Source organism: Microbispora rosea (assembly GCF_044460045.1).
GTDB lineage: Bacteria > Actinomycetota > Actinomycetes > Streptosporangiales > Streptosporangiaceae > Microbispora > Microbispora rosea.
The window spans coordinates 1-18431 of the sequence record NZ_JBITJO010000015.1 but is presented as its reverse complement, the minus strand read 5'-3'; the positions used below and the strand labels follow the sequence as shown (position 1 = coordinate 18431).

General features: G+C 65.7%; 21 protein-coding genes and 1 pseudogene. 9 read left to right on the top strand and 13 right to left on the bottom strand.

The window, feature by feature from the left end; genetic code table 11:
* Positions 1 to 78 precede the first annotated feature (78 nt).
* A complete protein-coding gene (locus ACIBK1_RS37340) occupies positions 79 to 789 on the bottom strand; it encodes an SDR family oxidoreductase (protein WP_030510429.1) in 711 nt (236 codons plus the stop codon).
* 58 nt (positions 790 to 847) lie between these two features.
* Here ACIBK1_RS37340 and ACIBK1_RS37335 point away from each other — a divergent pair, with 58 nt between their 5' ends.
* Positions 848 to 1210, top strand: coding sequence for a MerR family transcriptional regulator (locus ACIBK1_RS37335; RefSeq protein ID WP_030510430.1), 363 nt, complete (start codon positions 848 to 850; stop codon positions 1208 to 1210).
* A 1003-nt stretch (positions 1211 to 2213) separates the two neighbouring features.
* Here ACIBK1_RS37335 and ACIBK1_RS37330 read toward each other — a convergent pair.
* Positions 2214 to 2672 carry a MarR family winged helix-turn-helix transcriptional regulator gene (locus ACIBK1_RS37330; RefSeq protein ID WP_346021249.1) on the bottom strand — a complete coding sequence of 153 codons (459 nt, stop codon included), beginning with the start codon at positions 2670 to 2672 and terminating at the stop codon, positions 2214 to 2216.
* Between the two features lie 60 nt (positions 2673 to 2732).
* Between ACIBK1_RS37330 and ACIBK1_RS37325 the strand changes: the two genes are divergently transcribed.
* The 4 genes and pseudogenes from ACIBK1_RS37325 (at position 2733) to ACIBK1_RS37310 (ending at position 5124) form a co-directional block, all read left to right on the top strand.
* Positions 2733 to 3101, top strand: coding sequence for a VOC family protein (locus ACIBK1_RS37325; RefSeq protein WP_030510433.1), 369 nt, complete (start codon positions 2733 to 2735; stop codon positions 3099 to 3101).
* A gap of 103 nt (positions 3102 to 3204) precedes the next feature.
* A pseudogene (locus ACIBK1_RS37320) lies at positions 3205 to 3837 on the top strand (transposase); the annotation flags it as partial.
* 110 nt (positions 3838 to 3947) lie between these two features.
* A complete protein-coding gene (locus ACIBK1_RS37315) occupies positions 3948 to 4409 on the top strand; it encodes a hypothetical protein (protein ID WP_396740398.1) in 462 nt (153 codons plus the stop codon).
* 250 nt (positions 4410 to 4659) lie between these two features.
* Complete coding sequence (locus ACIBK1_RS37310; protein WP_396740396.1) at positions 4660 to 5124, top strand: hypothetical protein; 465 nt, start codon at positions 4660 to 4662, stop codon at positions 5122 to 5124.
* Between the two features lie 410 nt (positions 5125 to 5534).
* Here ACIBK1_RS37310 and ACIBK1_RS37305 read toward each other — a convergent pair whose 3' ends face one another.
* Positions 5535 to 6323, bottom strand: a complete 789-nt coding sequence (locus ACIBK1_RS37305; protein ID WP_396740394.1) for a hypothetical protein — start codon at positions 6321 to 6323, stop codon at positions 5535 to 5537.
* Between the two features lie 75 nt (positions 6324 to 6398).
* Between ACIBK1_RS37305 and ACIBK1_RS37300 the strand changes: the two genes are divergently transcribed.
* Both ACIBK1_RS37300 and ACIBK1_RS37295 read left to right on the top strand, forming a co-directional pair.
* Positions 6399 to 6635: a hypothetical protein gene (locus ACIBK1_RS37300; protein ID WP_396740392.1), complete on the top strand. Its 237-nt coding sequence runs from the start codon at positions 6399 to 6401 to the stop codon at positions 6633 to 6635.
* The gene (locus tag ACIBK1_RS37295) at positions 6619 to 7293 is read left to right on the top strand and encodes an HAD family hydrolase (RefSeq protein WP_396740390.1); all 675 of its coding nucleotides are present in this window, start codon (positions 6619 to 6621) and stop codon (positions 7291 to 7293) included. Before ACIBK1_RS37300 ends, ACIBK1_RS37295 begins: the two co-directional genes overlap by 17 nt.
* A gap of 243 nt (positions 7294 to 7536) precedes the next feature.
* On the opposite strand, the gene ACIBK1_RS37290 is transcribed toward ACIBK1_RS37295, so the two are convergent.
* The 4 genes from ACIBK1_RS37290 to ACIBK1_RS37275 form a co-directional block, all read right to left on the bottom strand.
* The gene (locus ACIBK1_RS37290) at positions 7537 to 8016 is read right to left on the bottom strand and encodes a hypothetical protein (RefSeq protein ID WP_396740388.1); all 480 of its coding nucleotides are present in this window, start codon (positions 8014 to 8016) and stop codon (positions 7537 to 7539) included.
* Positions 8017 to 8704: 688 nt separating this feature from the next.
* Positions 8705 to 9130, bottom strand: coding sequence for a type II toxin-antitoxin system VapC family toxin (locus ACIBK1_RS37285; protein ID WP_396740386.1), 426 nt, complete (start codon positions 9128 to 9130; stop codon positions 8705 to 8707).
* Complete coding sequence (locus ACIBK1_RS37280; protein ID WP_030510442.1) at positions 9127 to 9372, bottom strand: hypothetical protein; 246 nt, start codon at positions 9370 to 9372, stop codon at positions 9127 to 9129. The genes ACIBK1_RS37285 and ACIBK1_RS37280 overlap by 4 nt, the downstream gene beginning before the upstream one ends.
* Before the next feature lie 279 nt (positions 9373 to 9651).
* Positions 9652 to 10275, bottom strand: a complete 624-nt coding sequence (locus ACIBK1_RS37275) for a DinB family protein (protein ID WP_363524291.1) — start codon at positions 10273 to 10275, stop codon at positions 9652 to 9654.
* A 328-nt stretch (positions 10276 to 10603) separates the two neighbouring features.
* Between ACIBK1_RS37275 and ACIBK1_RS37270 the strand changes: the two genes are divergently transcribed.
* Positions 10604 to 11284, top strand: coding sequence for an MBL fold metallo-hydrolase (locus tag ACIBK1_RS37270; protein WP_156081092.1), 681 nt, complete (start codon positions 10604 to 10606; stop codon positions 11282 to 11284).
* Positions 11285 to 11383: 99 nt separating this feature from the next.
* Here the strand turns inward: ACIBK1_RS37270 and ACIBK1_RS37265 are convergent, their stop codons facing one another.
* Complete coding sequence (locus ACIBK1_RS37265) at positions 11384 to 11764, bottom strand: YccF domain-containing protein (RefSeq protein ID WP_030510445.1); 381 nt, start codon at positions 11762 to 11764, stop codon at positions 11384 to 11386.
* Between the two features lie 126 nt (positions 11765 to 11890).
* Between ACIBK1_RS37265 and ACIBK1_RS37260 the strand changes: the two genes are divergently transcribed.
* Entirely contained in the window at positions 11891 to 12718 is an 828-nt protein-coding gene (locus tag ACIBK1_RS37260) for a class I SAM-dependent methyltransferase (RefSeq protein ID WP_396740383.1), read from the top strand.
* A gap of 4 nt (positions 12719 to 12722) precedes the next feature.
* Here the strand turns inward: ACIBK1_RS37260 and ACIBK1_RS37255 are convergent, their stop codons facing one another.
* From ACIBK1_RS37255 to ACIBK1_RS37235, 5 genes are all read right to left on the bottom strand, one after another.
* Positions 12723 to 14450, bottom strand: a complete 1728-nt coding sequence (locus ACIBK1_RS37255; protein ID WP_396740381.1) for an IlvD/Edd family dehydratase — start codon at positions 14448 to 14450, stop codon at positions 12723 to 12725.
* Positions 14451 to 14500: 50 nt separating this feature from the next.
* Positions 14501 to 15376, bottom strand: a complete 876-nt coding sequence (locus ACIBK1_RS37250) for a carbohydrate ABC transporter permease (protein ID WP_030510448.1) — start codon at positions 15374 to 15376, stop codon at positions 14501 to 14503.
* The gene (locus ACIBK1_RS37245; RefSeq protein ID WP_036408069.1) at positions 15376 to 16317 is read right to left on the bottom strand and encodes a carbohydrate ABC transporter permease; all 942 of its coding nucleotides are present in this window, start codon (positions 16315 to 16317) and stop codon (positions 15376 to 15378) included. Before ACIBK1_RS37245 ends, ACIBK1_RS37250 begins: the two co-directional genes overlap by 1 nt.
* Positions 16318 to 16396: 79 nt before the next feature.
* On the bottom strand, positions 16397 to 17797 hold the full coding sequence (locus ACIBK1_RS37240; RefSeq protein WP_030510450.1) for an extracellular solute-binding protein: 1401 nt from the start codon (positions 17795 to 17797) through the stop codon (positions 16397 to 16399).
* Between the two features lie 196 nt (positions 17798 to 17993).
* The coding region (locus ACIBK1_RS37235) for an alpha/beta hydrolase (protein WP_396740378.1) at positions 17994 to 18431 on the bottom strand (438 nt) is incomplete at its 5' end.

Here is an 18431-nt window from a genome sequence, read left to right as displayed (position 1 = left end):
AAGCTGCACGATGACCCTGCCCTGGCTGGGAAATCAGCATCCTCCCCGGAGATTGCCGCAGTTCAGAGGGAAAGGGTGTCAGCCGAAGAGGGAGGTGGCGATGTCAGCATAAAAGAGGGCGGGGTCGCGCGAGAGGGAGGCCTTGACGTTGGCGGTGGGACTGTCGGCGATCACTTCGAGTTTGCCCGCTTCCAGACCGTCCAGGGCCATGGTGACCACCTCGTGGGGTGGGAGTTTGGGTATGTCGTAGGCGGCCATCATGTCGGTGTCGGCTATGGCCAGGGCCAAGGCGGTGACCTGGGTTTTCTGGTCGGCCAGTTCAAGTCTGACGCCGTTGGTGAGAGACCATTCCGCCGCTTTTGATGCGGCGTAGCCGTTGCTGGCGGGGGCGAAGGTGTACCAGCTCAGCGCCGAGATGACGTTGAGGATCGCGCCGCCAGCAAGTCTAGGGGCGAAGGCCCGGGTGACGTTGAGGGTGCCCCAGAAGTTGGTCTCGAACTCGCGGCGGACGTTTTCCGTGGAGGGGCCGAGCAAGGGGGCGTCTGTGGAGATGCCGGCGTTGTTAATGAGGATGTCGAGCTCGCCTACCTCGGTGGCCGCGGCTTCGATGGACGTCGGATCGGTGATGTCCAGCTGGAGGGGCACGACGCCGGGGATGTTGATGTGGTCGGGGCGGCGGGCGGTGGCGTAGACAGTGATGGCGCCGCGGGCGAGGAGAGCCTCGGCGAACGCCTTGCCGAGTCCGCGATTGGCGCCGGTCACGAGGGCTTTTGTGCCGTTGATCTGCATGTCACTACGCTAAAACCTAACGTTGACGTCAGAGGCAAGTATTGTGAGGGGGATCACTGTGCGGATCGGGGACCTGGCGAGCATGACGCGCGTGAGTGTGCGGGCGCTCCGGTACTACGAGGAGCAGGGGTTGCTGGCCTCGACGCGTAGTGAAAGCGGGCAGCGGCTCTATGAAAACGCGGCGGTCAACCGCGTGCGGCTGATTCAGCAGTTGTACGGCGCGGGACTGTCCAGCAAGACGATCGCGGAGCTCTTGCCGTGCGTCGACGCCAAGGTGAGCACGCCGGAATCTCGGGAACGGCTGGCGGCGGAGCGGGACCGGATCAACACGCAGATCGCCGAGCTGATTATCGCCCGGGACAGGCTCGACGACATCATCGACGCGACGTCGAGGCCGAATCCGGAGTGCGACTACGTATGAGCCTGGGCCCGCGATCCAGCCCGATGCCCAGACAGTGGATCACCAGCCCCCAGGATGTTGCGGTTCGCATGGTGCAACGTCCGCCCCGCCTTATCAGGCAAATCGACGGGTCATCCGGGGTCTGCGTCGTCAGCAGCCGCCTGCTCTGTGCTCAGCCGTCAGTGGTTGTCAGAGCCATGACGGCTCCTGCGGTCCCGCAGTGTGAGTTCCGCACACCGACCCATGTGCACGAACCCGAGAGGGGCGCCTATGAGGCATAGGTGGGGGTGCTTCCAGCCCGAACCGGACTTCGAAGCGTACACAGATCAGGACGGACATCGAGTCGAAATCATCCCCGCAATCATGCAGCGGGTAGAGCAAGCAGCCGACACCATGCGCATCAGGGCTAGTCCGAGATCTGCTCCGCAGCCTCGCCCGAGGTTGGATCGTCGAGGAGTAGCAGACGGCCGGCAGTTCACCGCAGCCCAGCCCACAGGCAGTTCGCCGGGCCATTAGCGGGCCATCAAGGAGAGTAACGAGGGGGCAACCACGGTCACTCGTGACCGACCCCAAGCCCAGGTGGTGCCCCTAACGGCCATGATCCATGCAATTCCCAAGCTGACAGCGCGGGTTCGATTCCCCTGCGTAGCGCGAGGGAGCGGCTTGACGACGTCGCCCTCGAGATACTCGCGCGACCAGCCACGAGCTTCGATCAGATCGAGGACCGCCTGCCAGTCCTCAACCGAGGCATTCGCAACCCACACATCCGGCAGCGTTCCCATCAAATCAAGATCGAAGAAACTCCTCACCTCATCCCACACCAAGTCCGACACACTGCCATGGTTCCCGCCGATGTGAGCCAAGCCTGGGGGCCGGTCCCTGCCGCCGGCAGCTCGGGCCCTCCGACTGGAACCACCTACCAATGTGGCTCATCGCAGAAGACGGTTTTCGAGGTCGCCTGCAGGGATTTCATGCTCGGCTGCACTCCTATCCGGGCGCGACGAGACGTGCGCCGGGGAACGAGCTATGCACCGTCGTTGCCATCGCGCAGGGAACGGATCATGCTCTGCAGGATCCGGAACGCGTCTGACTGCTCGGTCTCGGTCATGCCGGCCAGCATTCTGACCTCGACGGACCGGACCGCTATGGTCGCCTTCTCGAGGCTCCGTCGGCCGCGAGGCGTGAGCCGCGTGGGAAGAACCTTCCCGACGGGTGCCTCCGCAGGCCTGGTCACGTAGCCGTCTCGTTCCAGGGCCTGGAGCAGCACGTTCATCGTCTGCCGTGTCACGAACGCGCCCCGTGCGAGCTCGGAGTTCGACAAGCCCGGTCGTTGAGCCAGCAGCTCGAGGCAGGAGTAGTGCGTCACGCTCATCCCGAGCGGCCGCAGCACCTCCTCCATGGCTGCGCGGAGCGCGCTCGAAGCCTCTTTCAGCAAGTAGCCCAGTGATTTGTCCAGGTCGATGCCGACACCGTTTTGACTCATGTCAGTATCCTGACATAGGTTAGGCCGTGTCAGAAAACTGACACGAAGAGAAGGAGCATCATGCCCGCCACCGGCCCCGACTTCATCTCGCTCCAAGCGCGCGACCTCGACGCTTCGCAGGCGTTCTACGAGCAGTACCTCGGCCTCGTCCGCTCGCAGGCCGGACCTCCGCACGCCGTCGTCTTCGAGACGAAGCCGATCGCGTTCGCACTCCGCGACATCGTTCCCGGCACCGATCTCGCATCCGCTGCTCAGCCCGGCATCGGTGCCGCGATCTGGCTCCACGCCACAGACGTCCAGGCCATTCACGATGCTCTCGTTGCCGACGGTCACACCATCGTCTCCGCACCGATCGACGGCCCCTTCGGTCGGACATTCACCTTCGCCGACCCCGACGGCTACCAGATCACTCTCCACGACCGCGCCTGACAGGCCAAACGCCACCGGACGATCACCGCCCCAAAGTACCGCGGTTGCGCCCGAGGCTCGATAATCCGGGCGACGTTTGTTTACCCGGGGTGATCACCTGTCCGGCTCTTCACGATCGCCGCGGGACACCGTGACCAGGCGCCTTGCTCACGAGCCGTTCGGGTGGCGTCCCACGATGTTGCTGGTCACGATCCGCCGTTACCGGTGCGTCGGCTGCGGGCACGTGTGGCGACATACCCGCCGCGGCGACAAGTACGTCGCCGTGATCACCGAGCTCACCGGGATCCGTGACGGCACCGGACCGGCGCGGCTGCTGGACATAGTCGAGGGCCGCTCCAAGCAGGCGTTCAAGACCTGGCTGGCCGAACGACCCAAGGCTTGGCGCGACGGGGTCGACGTCGTTGCGATGGACGGGTTTACCGGCTTCAAGACCGCCACCGCCGAAGAGCTCCCTGACGCGGTCGCGGTGACGGACCCCTTCCACGTCGTGCGGCTGGCCGGTGAGGCGCTCGACCAGTGCCGGCGCCGGATCCAGCAGGGCATCCATGGCCACCGCGGCCGCAAGGACGACCCGCTCTACCGGGCAGGCACCAGCAACGGACCCACCGAAGCGATCAACGGACGACTCGAACACCTACGCGGCTCCGCTCTAGGCTTCCGCAACCTCACCAACTACATCGCCAGGTCCCTGCTCGAGACCGGCGGCTTCAGGCCGCGACTACACCTTCGTCTGTGAAGAGCCACCAATGTCCATTCATCAGCTGAGCCGCGGCCTGCAATGCCAGGCCGCCCTGTGGCCAGTGCAGTAATGACAGTAAGCCCCTGTTCCTGGCACTCTGCCCGACCATGGGAGTCTTCTTCGACTACTTCAGGGCAGCCACGGACGACGAAGCTGCGGACGTCTACGACTGGCCAGCAGGTCCCACCTGCCCGCCCCCCGGCATAGAGCCGAAAGACAGCGCCGAACTCAAGAACATCGACCCGCACGTGATGATGGGGACCCTGGAGGCACTGCTCACCGGCAGCCGATACGAGGACGTCACCGCGCGGCCCAGGCACGCCGCCATGCTGAGATTCAGCGACGACGGAGGACAGGGAGTCCTGACCGTTACGGACGAGTTCACCTCAGCACTCGCCACCGCCACCGATGACCAGATCCGCGCTGTAGCACACCCCTGGTCCCAGACAGAGGAGTTCTGGGGCCTCGCAGACCCGGCCGAACTCACCGAGCTACTCCAAGATCTACGCGGCCTGGCAGTACGAGCAACCCAGCACCGCCACCATCTGTACTGCTGGACATCTTTCTGACGCCACAGCAGATGCAGCCTATGAACGCCTCCGGCGAAGGCGCTTCGGCTCCGGGGTGATCGCCAAGGCTCGCCGCCCGACCTCTGGCCGTAAATGGCTGAGGTAGGGGGCTGATCATTCGCCCGCCATCGACCCGGGACAAGCCGAGCAGACAAGGCCGTCGGGTCCGCTTCCCCTTCGGGCGGGTCGACGGCACACGGGATGATCAGGCAGCCGGAGGCTTGCGCGCCGCGCATGAGAAAGTGACCTCGTGGTCGACGATCCTTCCACCCTCATCAACTACTGGCTCGGCGTCTGGGAGTTGAACAACTTCTACGCCCGTCAACCCGAGCGGGGCGAAGGACAGCGAGTGTGGGCAGAGACGGCCATGTACGCGCTTGGCAGAGCCGAGGCCGCAGGTCTAGATACGACCAGCGCCAGCGTAAGCCGCTTCTACCTGCGCGCAGGTTTGATCAGCGACCTCGGCCCCATGGGCTCATCCCTGTGGAACCCCGACGCACTCGCCTCTGACATCCTGGCGGCCCTCCCTCTGCAACTGGAGCAAGCCACAGAGTGGGCCACCACCTGGCGACAGCGGCCCCGGACAGAGATCCTGGCCCTCCGCCGGTGCAAGAACCTGCTGGGGCCAGCCCAGTACATCCGGGACTATTTGTCGACGACGCCGGCGGCGAGAAGGCTTGACCAGTGGCTGACGCTCCGAGAGCAACTTCCCTAGCTGATCGAACAGCGACGGATTGATGCACTTGATCGTCGTGCAATTAGCGTGCAATCAGCCAGGGGAACGAGGGGGCAACCACGGCCACTCATGACCGGCTTCGCGCCCAGCTCAACGCCCGTACGGGCCGTGATCAATGCAATTCCCAAGCTGACAGCGCGGGTTCGATTCCCGTCACCTGCTCTCACAGCGAAAGCTCACTTGCCCGAAGACCGGCTTTCCTGATCGTCTTCCCAAACCCTCGCGTGACCGCGACGGAGCGAAGCTGCGCTCGGTGCTGGCCACGAAGACCAGACCGTCAGGCTTCTCCTCACTGACTCGCTGGATGCGCCGCTGACCGACGAACCGTCTGGAGGTTTCGCTTCGGCCGAAGCCGTCGCCCGGCCTTCGAAGCCGTCGCCGACCCTTTCCTACGGCGACCTCAGACGACGGATGCCGGGCAGAGGGCGTACGGCGAGGGCCAGGGCGGCGCAGTAGACCGGGGGCAACACCTCCCAGATGTCGCCGGCAGCTGCGGGCAGCGCGGGGTGCAACAGCGCGTACACGATGCCGAAGAGCAGCGCGGCGAGAGGATAGAGCAGGGGCCACCGTACGGCCGCCTCGCCCGCTTTCCATCGGATGACCAGGGATGCGAGCACAAAGGCGGCGGCCACCAGGACGATGACCAGGGTGATTACGATCGACGGGTATGGAGGGAGCCGCAAGAACATCAATACCGGGTTGTAGCCGGCGCCTCCATCGCTACGCGGCCAGTTGTAGGTCGCGACCGTGAACGAGGTCATCACGCTGGCGAGAATCGAGAACGTCACGGCGATCGGCAGCGCCGGACGCCCGTCAGGGAAGATCGCGGTCGCGAGCAGCAGCGGAGCCATGACCTGCGGGACCCAGATCCAGTAGTGCAGCCACTCCTCCCAGCTCGCGGAGGTTCCGTCAGACACGATGACGAGGCCCGGAAGCTCGCACATCAGCTGGACGACGCCCAGCACCCCGCTGAGCAGGAGGATCCGCCCGATGCCGCGGCTTTGGGCCCGGCCGCCCGCCCACGCCCCCGCCAGCAGCATCACACCCGCCCGGAGGACCTCCCAGACGGGTACGCGTACGGGAGTGAGATCACCGGTAGCCTGCGTGACGATGACGATGGCGGGGAGGGCAGCCAGTCCCAGCAGCGCAGTCCCCCAGTAGCGGAGTGAAGCCCACATGGCGGACATGATTCGTTCGTGACGGTTCGGCCGCCACTCGTTTCGCCTTCGTCGAAACTTCGCCTGGCGTGAGCTATGGAGCCGCAGAACCAGGGCGCCGACGGCATGAAGGGGCTTGATCGTCACACCGTCAAGCGCATCTTCGACCGGCTGCTGGGCGAGCACCAGGCGGCCCAGGTGTCGTATCAGATGGTGCCTACGTCGCACAGCTACAGCCGGAGATCTGGCGCCCGGCGCCGAGCAGCAGGTCGCGAGCTGCGCGCACCACTCGGAGGTTGGCTTCTTTCAGGAGTCATTGAGCAACTGCAATGATCAGCAGGTGTCCGCTGCCTCTCCGCCTCAGCGACCCGCGAGATGCGTCTTCTTCGACGTCGATGGCACGTTGATCGATGCTTTGGACAACCAGCGTCGCGTCTGGAAAATGTGGGCGGCGCAACATGCTCTGGACCCCGAGGAGGTCTACCGTGTGGCGCTTCGGACCCGGCCGATGGAGACCTTCGCCGCTGTCGCACCAGACCTGGATCCCCACACCTGCCTGATGGCACTGCACGCGTTGGAGGACGAAGACGTGCGTTCCGGCGCCTACACGGGCTTCGACGGGGCGTCCAGGCTTCTGCACGGACTACCGACTGGATCATGGACGCTGGTGACCTCGAACTACGCCCACAGGGTCCGCGGGCGGTTCCTTCGCACCCGGCTACCGATACCGGAGGTGATCGTGGACGCGGCCGCGGTCGAGCAGGGCAAACCATCACCCGATCCCTACCTGCTGGCCGCCGGGCTATTCGGTGTCGCACCGGAGCACTGCCTTGTCGTCGAAGACGCTCCTTCCGGCGTGCAGGCCGGGTTGATGGCCGGGATGACCGTGTGGAACGTCAACACGCCTGTTGCCGTGGACGGAGCGCACCGTCACTTCGGCAGGCTGTGCGACGCGGTGGACGACATCATGGCATTCGTATCCGGAGGATGAACCCCGGTTAGCGGAGAGTGGGAAGGCGCCGCCCTTTCGCCATCGACCCAGGTCAAGTGGTCGCCTGCCGCCTACATCTCGCCTTCGCAGGGCTTGATCAGACCGGCGACAGCGCTCGACCTCCTCGGAGTCTCCATGTACCAGCGCATAACCTCGTTCGGGATGGCACGCGCCCTCCGGTAGTGCCCGTTCGGTTGGCACGCAGCGGGAAGCCGCGGGGATTCACGGCCACTCGACCGGCCTTCATCCAGGTGAACCCTTCCCCAGGGCAGAGGGCGTGATCTCGGAAGGTTTTCCAAGCTGACAGCGCGGGTTCGATTCCCGTTGGCCCGTGGCGGCGTCGGGGTCGGTCTGCACGATGCGGTTGATCGCGGCGTGAGAGCGGCGGGCGTGCAGATCGGCTTTATGCAGGAGATCAACCATCCGTCTCATACGCTGCCGAACCTCGGCCAAACGCGCCTCCGGGTCGGTGTCGCCGGTCGTATCGCGCAGAACGTACCGCTTCCCCAGGGTCGCGCTCTCGGCTTCCACACGAATGGCCAGGGCGGCGGCGGTAAGGATCACCTCGCTCAGCACACCACCGATCTCATGCAGTTCGGCCAACTCCAGGGGGCGCAGCTCGGCTGCTGCCTGGACGAGCTCACCGAAGCGGGTCAGGGCTTGGTTGTCCATCGGCAGGCTTTTCGGCGAAAGCGATCGGGAAGTGTCAAGATCCTCCAGCATCGAGCAGACGCCGGTCTTGACGCCCAGCCTTCCTCCATAGACGCAGCGGCGTTGCCGAATTGTTCACATAGATCAAGGGCGGCGGCGGGCCTACGGCTTGAACCTTCCAGGGCTCTCGCACGCAGCCGTGACATCACCACCGTGAGCGGGTTCGCATTAAGATCCACACGCACAGGCACCGGCGCCACCTCCGGCACGTACTCGTCGAGCAATCGCAAGGCCCGCCACTCGCGTTCAGGCTCACCGTAACTTCATGATCGGTATCGCTTGACCACAACATCGGTGCCCAGCTCAACGATGTCAGTGCTCGTTCTGCCCCGCATGTGCCCTCCCAAGCCCTTACTCCTCGCCGCTTCGCAGCAACCGCCTCGACACATCGAGGCTCTCAGTTTGTGCCTCCGGCGGGGGCGCTCCGGCTCCTGGGTGATTGCCAAAGGCCCGCTTCTCGTGGCCGGCCATTGTTGGCTGAGGTAGGAGCCCGATTACCTCGCCCGCCATCGACCCGGGACAAGCCGAGCAGGCCTTGGCCCGCTTCTCCTTCGGGCGGGTCGACGGCAGACGGGGCGATCAGGAGGCGAAGGCGTGCGCGCCGCTGACCGGTACGCGTAGGACAGCCGCTCTACGAGGCGTGATCAATGCAATTCCCACGCTGACAGCGCGGGTTCGAATCCGTCACCCGCTTCAAGATCTAAGCGAGCACCTCTGGCAGCAGCTTGAACGCCGCCACATGCCGGGGCCGGATCAGGCCGAAATCGCGCCGGTCGATCGTCGCGATTTGTGTGATTCCCAGACGCTCGGCGATTGCGACCACGGATACATCGGCAGGATCGAGACGAGCGTCTTTGTAGAGCCGGACGAGTTCGGCCATACGTCGTACGTCAGCGGCAAGCAGATCGACCAGCTCGAACTCCTCCGTGACGAGATCAAGGAACTGCGCCTGTACGGCCGGTCCCATATGTCTGTTGATCGTCCAACCAGCCTCGATCAGGATGGTCGAAGGAAGGAGCAACGGCCCTGCCAACTGCTCGAGGAGACGCACACACGAGGCATGGTGCTTGTCGTCGCGATCGACAACGGCGATCAGCGGCCCTGTGTCCAGGAGCGTAGCGGTCACACCGACCGATTGAATCGCTCCGCCAGCAGATCTTCGACCCGTTCCGACAGATCGCCCTCTCCAGATGCGCCGATCCCCGCGATCGACAGCCGGCGACGCCGTACCGGTTCCGGCAGATCTTCGTTCGCGGCCTCAGCCAGTTCCGGATCTGTCTTGACCAACCGCAGCAGCCGGCCCGCCTGGTCCGGCGACAGCCGGTCAACCAGGTGATGAAGCTCCTCATGCGCATGCCCGGCGCTCATGTCCCAAGTCTACGCTCGCGATATCGCCAGCGGCAGGGACGCAGCGCGGCGTGCCCGTTGCGTGCCCGTTCGGTCGGCGATCAGCGGGAACTATCGGGGACTCACGGTGACTCGGCCAACTCTGACCTGCACGTTCCCAGCTCGGACAGCAAGATAAGTAGCCGCACTAAACGAAGGCCGCGGTCAGAAAGCGCGTCCCGGCCTGGGCCTCGGCCGTTTCCGCGGCCCTTCGCTCGTCACGGGCAACTGGCTTTCGGCCATACCTCTGTCCAACGGCGCTTACTGGCCGACACGGCCGTCGATGCGCTCGCGAAGGAGGTCGGCGTGGCCGCAGTGCCGTGCGTACTCCGCGATCTGCGCGACCAGGATGTCGCGAAGCTGCAGGTTGGCCCCGTCGGGGCCGAGGTCGGAGACGCCTGCGTTCCAGGTGCCGAGGTCGGCGACTCCGGCCACGAACTGGTCGGTGAGCTCTACCTCGGCTCGCCACCGCCGCCAGGCGTCCTCCACGACTGCGGGGTCGGCGATCGCGCCGTTCCAGTCGCCGTCACGGTCATCGTCGGTGCAGTACAGCTTCGGCGCGTCTTCGCCGGCCATGACCCGGCGAAGGTGTCTTTCCCCCTCGGTCAGGTGCCGCACCAGCCCCAGCAGAGACATCGTGGACGGTGGTACGGATCGTCGGGCAAGCTGCTCGGCATCCAGGCCCGCGCATTTCATTTCCAGGGTCAGCCGGTAATGGCGCAGATAGTCGAGAAGTACGCCGCGTTCGTCGACCGCCCCGACATCGGTCTCGCGGGGGTCGTCGTCCGGGTCTACCCACATGTCGAGGTACACCGTCGACTTCGTCCACCGCGCGGGAGCGGATTCATTCGCATCCGAGGTAGTCATTACCGGATCGTCTAGCACTCGGCCTCCGGATGCCACCGAATTATGATGCTGGACCACGTGCCGGATACGTGCCAGAACGAACGGTCATCAGCGGTGTTTCACAGGAACTCACGGTCACTCGGTCAGCGCTGAGCTACGTCCTCGTTTCTGATCACAAGGGGAAGTTCCCTAACCGATTCCCAAGCTGACAGCGCGGGACCGATTCCCATCACCCGCTCCACGTGTGCAAGCTCAGGCCAGGGAGACGGCTGGCACGGTCTGACATTCTTTGCAGATGCGACAAGTCAGCGTCCTCGGCAGTTGTGGCGCCTTTCCCGAACCGGGTCGTGCCTGTAGTGGTTTCGCAGTGGACTGGGACGGTTACCGCTTGGTGCTCGACCTCGGTTACGCCACGCTGCCTCGGCTACTCGCACACTGGCCAGACGGTGCAATAGACGCCGTCGTCATCACCCACGAGCACCCTGACCACTGCATCGACCTGCATGGGCTGTTTCGGATGCGGTTGTACGGTGACACCGGTGCACCGAAGTTGCCGTTGTACTGCCCGCCCGGCGTGCTCGACCGTATCGGCGGCCTGGAACCCGACGTCGACCTGCACGCGGTCTTCGACGTGTATCCGCTGCCCGGAAGCTACCGGGCGGGTCCCTTTGACCTGACAGGACTGTCGCTCCCGCACTACGTACTCAATGCAGGAATCCGCTTAGAGGCGGGCGGAATTGCCCTGGCCTACTCCGGGGACACCGGCCCCACTCCCCTGTTGGCCGAACTCGGCCGCGGCGCCGATCTGTTCATCGTCGAGGCCACCGACCGGGACGGCGAGACCAGCCGCCCCGCACGCAATCTGCTGACTTCCGCCGAGGCAGGTCATTGGGCCAGCCGGGCGGGCGCCCGCCGACTGATGCTCACCCACTTTTGGCCTGGCAACGACCGGGGCGCTTCCGTGGCCGCAGCTCAACTCGCGTTCGGCGGTGTCGTGCTGGCCGCGGAAGAGGGCCTCAAGATCCCTATCGGGACATCGGACCGCTGAAGATTACCCGTCATGACGTGCCTGTTGCCGAGCGCCTTGGCCCAACACCTTCGGCAGGTCGGTCGTTCCCGGGCACGGCGCGCGGTTGATCCCCGACACCTAGGTGCGGCTTACGGGAACGATGTCCTTGCCCAGCGGCATCAGCGAGATCGGGATCATTTTGAGGTTCGCGATCCCCAGCGGGATGCCGATGATCGAGATGAACAGCGGGATCGCGGTGACGATGTGCCCGATCGCCAGCCAGATCCCGGCGACGAGCAGCCAGATGACGTTGCCGACGACCGACCATGCGCCGGCGGACGGCTTGTCGGCGACGGTACGGCCGAACGGCCACAGGGCGTAGCCCGCGATCCGGAACGACGCGATGCCGAACGGGATGGTGACGATGAGGACGCAGCAGACGATCCCCGCCACGGCGTAACCTATTGCGAGCCACAGGCCGGCGAAGATCAGCCAGATGACATTCAGGACGGTGTTCATACTGCTCACTGTCCCACCCGACCGGCTCAGCAGGTAATCGGCCGGAAAGGGCGTATATTTCCGGCGACCGGTTGCGGATTCCGGGTATGGCCGACGTGCCGATGTCGGCCGGAAGGGCGCGGCTCCATGACCTCCGCCGACATCGCCGCGGCAAGCGCGTACTGGACGGCCGCGGTACGCGCCCGCGAGACGGCTCGCCCCGACCGCCTGTTCCAGGATCCGTGGGCGAGCGCCCTCGCGGGCGACCGCGGCCGGGAGTTGTTGCGGCGTAAGGAGGCACGTGACCAGCGCGAAGACGTGCTGCTTCCGCTGCGCACCCGGTGGTTCGACGACGCCGTCGCCGCCGAGCTGACGGAGCGGACCGGACAACTGGTCGAGCTCGGCGCCGGCCTCGACACACGTCCCTACCGGCTGCAGCTGCCCGCCGGTACGCGTGCGTTCGAACTCGATCAATCGTCGGTGCAGCAACACAAGGAAGCGGTGCTGGCCACGATGCCGACACCGCTTCGAAGCGTCACCGACGTCACCACCGACCTGGGCGGCGACTGGTCACGGGATCTGGTCCACGCCGGGTTCGAGCCGTCTCGCCGCTCGGTGTGGGTAGCCGAAGGGCTGCTGATGTACCTCGACCATGGCGCGGCGACTCGCCTCTTGCGCACTGCCGCAAGTCTGTCCGCACCAGGAAGCGTGCTGATCCTGGACACCCTCGCGCGCTCGGCGCGGAGCGCCGCTCGGGTGGCCGGCACGGGCGCGAAGTTCCTGCCGGACGATCTGCCGTCTCTGCTCGCCACATGTCACTGGACCCAGCGTGAGCACACGACGATCGCCGGACCCGCCCGCGCCTACCGCCGGATACCCGATCACCCGCGATTCGGCGAGAAGCCGGCCGACGTCACCTATCTCCTCGTCATCGCCGACCTCGCTCTCGCCGAGGACCACGATCACCGGCGGTGACCGGTCAGTGTGAGTGACGGGGCGGGGCGCTGCCGCTGCCGCCGACGAGGAAGTCCAGGTCCGCACCCTTGTCGGCCTGCAGCACGTGCTCGCTGTACAGCCGCGCCCACCCCCGGGTGGCGGCCGGCTGCGGAGGCTGCCAGGCGGCGCGGCGCCGCTCCAGTTCCGCCTCGTCGACCAGCAGGTCCAGACTCCGCGCCGGAACGTCGACCCGAACCAGGTCGCCGGTACGCACGAGTGCGAGCGGACCGCCCACGGACGCCTCCGGGGCCACGTGCAGGACGCAGGTGCCGTACCCCGTGCCGCTCATGCGGGCGTCGGAGATCCTGACCATGTCGGTGACCCCCTCCTTGAGCAGCCGCCGCGGCATGGGCATGTTGCCCACCTCGGGGAAGCCGGGGTAGCCGCGTGGTCCGGCGTTCTGGACCACGATGACCGTGTCGGCGGTGACGTCCATGTCCGGGTCGTCGGCCGCGGCGACGTAGTCCTCGATCCGGTCGAACACGAGCGCCGGTCCGGTGTGCTGGAGCAGATGGGCCGAGGCGGCGGAGACCTTCAGGACGGCCCCGGACGGCGCGAGCGACCCGCGCAGCACGACGGTCCCCGAGCCGGCGGCCTGGAACGGCTTCTCCATGGTGCCGATGACCTCACGGTTCCAGCACTGGGCGCCGCTGATGTTGTCGGCCACGCTCTTTCCGCTGACGGTGACATGGTCCAGGTGCAGCAGAGAGGCGATCTCCTGCATCACCGCCGGCAGTCCGCCCGCGTACGCGAAGTCCTCCATGAGGTAGGCGCCGGAGGGCATGAGGTTGACCAGCATGGGCACCTCGGCGGTGAGCGTGTCGAAGTCCTCCAGCGACAGGGGGACGCCGAGGCGCCCGGCGATCGCGAGCAGGTGCACCACGGCGTTGGTGGAGCCGCCGATCGCGGCGTTGACCCGGATGGCGTTCTCGAAGGCTTCGCGGGTGAGCACGGTGGACAGCCGCTGGTCCTCCTCCACCATGGCCACGATCCGGCGCCCGGCGGCCTGCGCGAGCGCGTACCGCCGGGAGTCGACGGCCGGTACGGCCGCGGCCCCCGGCAACTGGACGCCCAGCGCCTCTGTCACGCAGGCCATCGTGGAGGCGGTCCCCATGGTCATGCAGTGCCCCCGGCTGCGGGACATGCAGACCTCCGCCTCGGCGCAGTCGGCCGCCGTCATCCGGCCGGCCCTCATCTCCTCGGTGAAACGCCAGACGTCGGTGCCCGACCCGATGTCCCGGCCGCGGAACTTGCCGTTGAGCATCGGGCCACCGGTGATCATCAGAGTCGGCAGATCGACGCTGGCCGCGCCCATGAGCAGCCCGGGTGTGGTCTTGTCACAGCCGGACAGCAGCACCACCCCGTCGAGCGGGTTGGCCCGGATGAGCTCCTCCGCCTCCATGGCCAGCAGGTTGCGGTAGAGCATGGTCGTCGGCCGCATCAGCGGCTCCCCCAGGCTCATCGCCGGGAACTCAAGCGGCAGGCCGCCGCTCTCCCACACCCCGCGCTTCACCGACTCGGCAAGGTCGCGCAAATGGGCGTTGCACGGCGTCAACTCCGACCATGTGGTGGCGATGCCGATCACGGGGCGGCCGTCGAAGACGTCGTCCGCGAACCCCTGGTTGCGCATCCACGATCGATGGATGAACCCGTTGCGCCCTTCCGCGCCGAACCACTCCTGGCTGCGCAGCGGGCGATTGCTCATCGACATCGGCACACCTCTCTGTCATTTCTGATCAACTGCTGGACGACCGGCCGCGGCTATCTCAGGCCTCCGACGGACAGTCCGCCGCGCCAGTGCCGCTGGAGGGTGAAGAAGGCGATGACAAGCGGGATCACCGACACGAGCGCGCCCAGGATGATGAGGCTCCAGAGGGAGGTACTGCCCGAATTGTTCGCCGAGGCGATTCCCTGCCAGAGGCCGAGCCCGACGGTGACGGGGAAAAGGCGGTTGTCGGAGAGCATGGCGAGCGGCAGGAAGTAGTTGTTCCAGGACGCCACTGCGGACAGGAGCAGCACCGTGACCACCGCCGGCCGCATCAGCGGGAAGGCTACCTGAAGAAACGTCCGCAGCTCACCCGCGCCGTCGACCTTCGCCGCGTCGAGGATCTCGTCGGGAACCGCGTCGCGCGCGTACACGTGCATCAGATAGACGCCGAACGGGTTGAGCAGCGACGGGAGGATCACCGCCCAGATCGTGTTCGTCAGGCCGAGCCCGGAAAACATCATGAACGTGGGGATCACCAGGGCGGTCGCGGGCACCATCAACGCGCCGAGCAGGACCGAGAAGCTGAAGCGCCTGCCGGCGAACCGGTATTTGGCGAATCCGTAGCCGGCCATGACGGCCAGGATCGTGGCGCCGATCCCGCCCGCGAACGCGTACAGCGTGGAGTTGAGGATCCACCTGCCGTAGATGCCGCCGTCGTAGGTGAACAGCCGCTGAAGGTTGCCGAAGTAGTCGACCTGGTCGGCGAACCACAGCGTGTTGCTCCCGCCGAACAGGCCGGGGGCGTCCTTGGAACTGTTGACGATGACCCACCAGAACGGCACCAGGAAATACACGACCAGGAAGCCGAGGAAGATCTGCAGGGGAAGGTGGCGCTGGGGACGGCGGCGTGCGCCGGCGCTGCCGGTCATCAGAAGAAGCTCCTACGCTTGCGGGTGAAGAACAGGAACGCGTAGACGCAGACGAACACGACCCCGCCGAGCGCGAAGGAGATCGCCGATCCGTAGTTGAAGTTCGCGAGCCCGAACGCCTGCTGGTACGCGTACATGTTGGGAGTGAATCCCGGTGCGATCGTGCCGGCCGCCAGATATCGCAGGATCTGTGGTTCGTTGAAGAACTGCAGGGTGCCGATGAGCGAGAAGACCAGGATCAGCAGCAGCGCGGGGGCGATCAGCGGGATTTTGATCCGGAGCGCGATCTGCCATTTCCCGGCGCCGTCCATCCGGGCCGCCTCGTAGAGCGACGGGTCGATGCCCTGGAGCGCCGCGTACAAGATGATCATGTAGTAACCGGCCCACTGCCAGGTGACGACGTTGATCAGGCCGTAGAAGATCAGGTTCTTGCTGAAGAAGTCGGGCGCGGGGGCCCCGAACAGTCCGAAGAAGTCGGTGAGCGGCCCGAAGCTCTTGCTGTACAGGAATCCCCACATGACCGCCCCGATGACCGTGGGAATGGCGTAGGGGAGGAAGATCATGAGGCGGGAGAACCGGGTGAACAGCGAGGTCACGGCGTCCACGATGAGGGCCATCGCGAGCGCGATGAGGATCTGCAGCGGGATGGCGACCAGGGAGAAGCGGACGACGAACCACACCCCGGAGAGGAAGGTCGGGTCGGTGAACGCCTTCACGTAGTTGCCGAGGAAGACGAAACTGGTGCCGCCGATCAGCTTCTTCTGCCAGAGGCTGAGATACAGGGCGTACCCGAGCGGCGCGATGAGCAACGCCAGGAAGACGATCCCGAATGGCCCGACGAAGAGCCACCCCATGAGGTGCTCACGGAGGCGCACCTTTCCGCGGACCTTGTGCGCTTTTTCTTGAGTGCTCGATGCACTCTCCTCGATCAGGAGGGTCATCTTGGGCTCCGAGGGGGTCGATGCTGGGGAGTGACGGGTGGGCCGGCCGGTCGAGGACGGCGTGGCCCACCCGGGTTGTCTACTTGACGGTGAAACCTTGCTCCTTGGCGTAGTTCACCACGTCTTCCTGGATTTTGTCGGCCGCCTGCGCACCGGTGACGGAGCCGTCGATGACCGCGCTGATCTGCTTCGTCATGGAGTCGAAGTAGTACTGGCCGAACGGGCTGTAGGTCATGCCCGTGTAGGCGTTCGCCGCAGGGACGTAGACCTCCTTGTTCGCCTGCTGACCGTCGAAGAAGTTCACCTTCAGGTCCACGAACTCGGGACTGTTGAGCGCCTTGAGGTTCAGCGGGAAGATGATCTGGTTGGTCCAGCCGTCCTTGAGCGACTCGTCGTCGGCGTAGAGGCCGTACGCCGCCTTCGCCGCGAGCTCGGGGTTCTTCGCCTGGCTCGTCACCGAGAAGGCCGACCCGCCCCAGTTCACCTGCACCGGACTGGCGGAGTCCCACTGCGGGAGCGGCGCCACCGCCCACTTGCCGGTGTCCTTGCCCTTGCCGACGCCCGCGCCGGTGAGGTATCCGGGCGCCCACGCCGCCGAGATGTACGTCGCGTACTTACCGTTGACCACACCGGAGATGTACTCCGGCGTGAACTGGTCCTGCGTCCCGACCAGGCCCTTCTTGGCGAGGCTCCCCCAGTAGTCCAGCACGTCCTTGGACGCCTGGTCGTTCAGCGCGATGCCGATCGACTCGGGCTGCGCCGGGTCGTAGGTGTACGGAGATGCGCCCTTCTGGATCTGCAGCGCCATCATGACGGCCGGCACGTTCGCGCCCAGGTCGCCGAACAGCGGGCCCCCGGCGTCCTTCACCTTCTGCGCCGCCTGCTCGTACTCGGCCCACGTCTTCGGCGGCGTGATCTTGTACTTGTCGAAGATGTCCTTGCGGTAGATCATCGCCATCGGGCCGCCGTCGACCGGCACGCCGTAGACCGCGCCGCCGATCGAGACGTCCTTCCACGCGCCGTCGCTGTAGTTCGCCTTCACCGCGTCGAAGCCGTAGTTCTTGATGTCGACGAGCGCCTTCTGGATCTGGAAGGTCGGGATCCGGTCGGCCTCGATCATGATGACGTCGGGCGCGCCGGTGCCCGCCGAGATCGCCGTCTGGAACTTGTCGTACTCGTCACCGCCCTGGCCGACATTGGTCCAGCAGACCTGCACCTCGTTGTTCTGCTTGTTGAAGTTGTCGACGACGAGCTGCATGTTGGGGTACCAGCCCCAGAAGGTCACGACCGGCAGATCCTTCTTGGTGATCGTGTTCGTGCAGTTGCTCGCCTTGTTTCCGGTCGTGTCGTTTCCGGCCGCGTCGTTTCCGGCGTTGGTCGCGCTCGCGCTGCTTTGGCTCCCCGCGTCGGGGGAGCAGGCGGCAAGCACGCACGCGGCGGCGAGCGTGGCTGCGGTGGCAAAGAGTCTTTTCGTCTTCATTGACATAATTTCCCCTCCGGGATCACTGCGCACAAGGGTCATGCGCCGCCGCTGCGGCCGGGTGATCGGCCGGGACGAGGCGCGGATGGCACGATCCGCGCCCCGTCCTTCGGGCCGATTCTCATGTGAGCGCTAACACGCTCACGTGCGCGACGAGCGTCACCGGTGACCCGGTGCTTTCGCCGCTATGGGCTGATCAGCGCTTGAACAAGCGCGGTGCCAGGTCGATGAGGTTCTTCTGCCATACGTCCCAGCCATGGGGTCCGGGGGTGATTCCGTCGAACTCGTAGTGGACACCGAGGTCGTTCATCGTCGTGAGTCCCGCCATGAACGACGGGTACACGAAGTCGGTCACGTCGCCGACGTACACGCGGAACAGCTTGGTCCCGTTGTTGATCGCCGCCACGTCGACGCCGGTGCCGCCGCCGAACCCGGCCGAGAACGCCGCGACATAGGCGAACTGGCCCGGGTACGCCTTGAGCACCCCGATCGTCTGCCCACCGCCCATCGAGAGGCCGGCGAGGGCCTGCTGCGACGGGTCGCTGGAGACGTTGTAGTGGGAGCGAGCCGCGGGAACGATGTTCTCCAGCAGCTCCTTGTTGAAGTTGGACGTGTTGCCGTTGCCCATCACGAC